The sequence below is a fragment of the Methylobacterium trifolii genome (assembly GCF_022179685.1).
Lineage (GTDB): Bacteria > Pseudomonadota > Alphaproteobacteria > Rhizobiales > Beijerinckiaceae > Methylobacterium > Methylobacterium trifolii.
Genome location: NZ_BPRB01000094.1, coordinates 1 through 3,638, shown reverse-complemented (window position 1 = coordinate 3,638; position 3,638 = coordinate 1). Strand labels below are relative to the sequence as shown.

General features: G+C 63.0%; 3 protein-coding genes. All 3 read right to left on the bottom strand.

The window, feature by feature from the left end; all coding sequences use genetic code 11:
- The coding region (locus tag COGEMETH_RS09470; protein WP_238182347.1) for a DUF3489 domain-containing protein at window positions 1-712 on the bottom strand (712 nt) is incomplete at its 3' end.
- A 126-nt stretch (window positions 713-838) separates the two neighbouring features.
- Entirely contained in the window at window positions 839-1,078 is a 240-nt protein-coding gene (locus tag COGEMETH_RS09465) for a hypothetical protein (protein WP_238182346.1), read from the bottom strand.
- A gap of 525 nt (window positions 1,079-1,603) precedes the next feature.
- Window positions 1,604-3,583 carry a hypothetical protein gene (locus COGEMETH_RS09460; RefSeq protein WP_238182345.1) on the bottom strand — a complete coding sequence of 660 codons (1,980 nt, stop codon included), beginning with the start codon at window positions 3,581-3,583 and terminating at the stop codon, window positions 1,604-1,606.
- Between the last annotated feature and the right edge of the window lie 55 nt (window positions 3,584-3,638).

Below are 3,638 nucleotides of genomic sequence, written 5' to 3'. Positions count from 1 at the left end.
AGGCCCCGTCAGCCTTGGCATTGGTCCGGCGGGGCCGACTGGTGCGGGCCGGTGTCGGGGCCGCCGCCTCAACCGGCACGAGGCGGTAGGCGGTACAGCCATCCGCGCGCGTGCTCTTGGCCAGGGGCTCACCGGCGGTGCGCAGGCGGGAGAGCGCCGCCCGGCTGGTATGCGCGAGCCAGCCTGTCGCGGCGACGATCTCGACCAGGCTCGCGCCGGTCTCTCGGGCTAGCAGGCCGAGGAGTACCGCCCGCTTGGTGGGAGGAGAAGGGGCTTCACCCTCTCCCGTGTCGCGGGATGACGAAGCAGAGGCCAAGGTTGGTGCCTGGACCGGAGGTTCTATTGGGCCAACAGCGGAGGCGAAGCCAGCAAGCGGCCTGGCTCCAGTCGAAATCGGAGGAACCGCGTCCAAGGAGGAGGGCACGGCGGAGTCGGTGGAAGGATGAGAGTCCACTACCGCTGTGGACCGCTTCGCCCGCGGCGCCTTGCGCCCAACGGCGCGGTAGCCTGCCGGGGTGAGCCGATGTTCGATCGCGCCTTCGACCTCCTGCCGGGTGACGAACCCAGACCGGATGAACTTGCCGATCAGGCGCTGCTGTGTGGCGGGTTTGAGCGACTCGGGCAGGACAAGGAGCCTGTCCGTCCGAGCGGCAGCCTGGGCGAGGTAGCGCGTCTCGGATTGGGTCAAGGGTGTCGTATGGATCTGTGTCATGGCTACGCTCCGGGCTCGGGCAGGGGTTGCTGCCGGACGGGACCGTCCCCGTCACTGACCCGGCCCCGTCATCGGCGTTGAGGGCCGGCGGGGCAGGGGCGTCACCACACGGAACTCGGCATCATCTCAGCCCGCGGGGACCGGTCTCTCGTTCGCGCGCTGCATGCGGCCGATCAGGCAGACGGCGCCGTGCAGGGTCTGGGCTTCATTCAGGAGGCCATCGAGTTCCATGACGATGCGCAGTGCCTCGCGCTCGGAGCCTGCGGCGGCGCAGGTCAGCGCAGCCTTCGCTACCGCCGCCGCATCGGTCAGACGCAGGCTGATCTCGGAAAGGCAGGCGGTAATACTTAGATCGGACGTGCCCATGCTGGCTCCTTATCAGGATTGACCAGCACACACATGCTCGGACTGCCACCGTAGTCCAGTCGAATCGTGAGAACTCAGCCTCGAACTTCAGAGCAGGCTATCAAGCTACGCCGGCCTCTCGACAAGTGTGCAGCCGCATCTCCAACCCCGCTGCCAAATCAAGCCGCTTATCCGCAATCCTCCAATCCCAACGGAAGAATTTGACCCGTAGCTGACCCTCGAAAGGTCCGCTGACTGGCAAACTAGCCAGCCTGAACGGACCGATCTGGCTCTGAGCATCCGTCCGCTTTGGGCGAGGTACGATACAGTTGACCTTCTTGTTTACACGGAGAGGGTCGGGGGTTCGAGTCCCTCACCGCCCACCAAGATTTTCAGATACTTATAGTCAGTCCTGTCGCCTAATGCTTCCCAGCAGGACCAGTTGGGAAGCGTATGGAAAGCAGCAAGTGTTGGAATGAGGCCCGAATCGATCGGCTTGGGCAAGGCTTGCTGCCTGTTCATTAGCAAACTGGCACGCCGACTTCCTCACTCGTAGGAGTAGCACGACGGAGACCACAATCCGAAGAAGCGCCGAACCACTGGCAGCGATCGCCATCCGGACGGGCGGAACATCTCGAGGGCGAAGCCGACACGGCCGACACGGACGACGCGGAACGGCTTGCCCTTCGGTGAACCAGCCAAAGTTGGCAACACGGCCTCGACGAACTTGAGCGGCAGATGCGCCTCCGCCGCGATCTGTCCGGGCTCGCTTACTTCGCGGGCCGGCCCGACGAGGATTGCCAGAATCGTCCGTAGATCGTCGGCGTGTCCGCCTGCTGCCTCCGCCGCCCGCACGATGTTAGGTGGAATGGTCCACCCTATGATCTGGTCGCGACGCACGAGATCAGCGAGAATTGTGAGAGCCAAAAATCTTACGATCTGATCTCGTTGGATCCGGAGGCCAAGCCAAGCAATCAGACGAACGCTTGTCTTACTGGTCTGCGACCATATGAACGGACGACCGATCCGTTTGACGCGTTCCTCAATGCGCCGGATTAGGGCTCTGAAGTCTACAGCAGACATCTGGGGCCACGGCAGCAGCCCCACCTCTGCCGCGGCGTCGCCGAAGAGCGGTATCAGCATGAACTTCCGCGGAGCATCAGGCTTCTGGCTGCTGTCCAGCGGATGGTCGGCATAGCGTTTGGAGGGCTTCCGTATCGCCGGGTTATCCTCTGGAAGGCCGAGAACTGACTGGAGGAACCGTTGGCAGTTGCGCCTGCCGAGCTGATAGTCGTGAGCACGGAACCGCTCGTCGAGAAAGCCGCCGAAGCCAGCCAGGAGACCACATGCAATTGGGTGACGCGCCGGGCCGGAACGATCATCCCGGCTCCGACGAGGCGAGATCATGAAACGGCTGTGGTCGTCCTCGTCGATCACGGGAATGAGTTCGGATGCGCGGAAGCGAGCTTGATTGACGAGCGCTGGGAACAACGCTCGCAGAACAGCGGCTATCTCAGCCGGGGGCGAGCCTTCCGCGAGCACGCTGGGTGGTTCGGGGAACGGTGCGACCATCAGGATGGCCCGGTCGGCCCGATCACCTCTTGCTGCCCCCTCCCGCGGCCGATGGCCCATAACGGCATACTGGACGTAGTCAAAAGGTGTGTTGTTGATCACGCCTCCATCCACATTAAGGAAGCTGAATGTCGGTAGGTTGGTCACTGACTTTGGGAAGTTGGCATTTATCTGATCAGGTTCGACCGGCAACGGATATTGGCGGCGCTCGTACTGGTCCGTCGGCGTTGTAAGCAGGCGGGGAGCAAGTCCTCCCGGAAAGGCAGCCGAGGCTAGCGCCGTCTCGCCGTAGGCGTACCACTCGTCGGTAATTCGGCCGTCGATGGATTTCGGAAGTGTCGCGGTATCAATGTTGATCCACTTGTCCTTTGCGAGCCACGGCTCCTTCAACCAATTTGTAGAGCCGACACCGCGGACTGCATAATGGACGCGGTCGCCATGGGTGAGCATCCCGAATTTGGCGTTTCCGAAGGCGATCTCGAACGGGATGCCGCGAAGGTTCGATACTGTCATGTAGACGTGCATCGTATTGCTGAGATAGCGGGGCGGCGCTGTGGCCGGATCGCACCTGGGAAGCGGATCCGACGACGTTGCAGTTTCAATTGCGCTGGACGGCGTCGCGAGCTGAGCCGGTTTGGCAATTGGGTCTGGCGTCGGACCTCCGGCACGGGGCTGCGGACGGAGGGCTGCATCTCTGATCTCGTCGAGGAGGATGGCATTCAGGATCGACCGTATGCCTGGAGGGTCCTCCGAGGAGGCATTCAGATCGTCCGCGCCGAGAAGGTCTGTACGGCCGTCCCGTGCAGCCATCTGAGGACGGACCACCCACGCATCGTAGAGCGATGGCAACACGCACCGCGTCCGGTCAAAGGGACGTCCGCTGCTTCCTATCATCCGAGAGAGCGTTTCCTCGTCGAACACCTGCGGGTCGAGCCCGCGCGCCACTGCAACCACGCCAAGCGCTCCCGTGATGGCTCCCGCGGAAGCACCCGCTAGTGCACTGACTCAG

Excerpts from the sequence above, each read along its gene's own strand:
- COGEMETH_RS09465 (WP_238182346.1), bottom strand. The coding sequence starts at position 1,078 with ATGGGCACGTCCGATCTAAGTATTACCGCCTGCCTTTCCGAGATCAGC.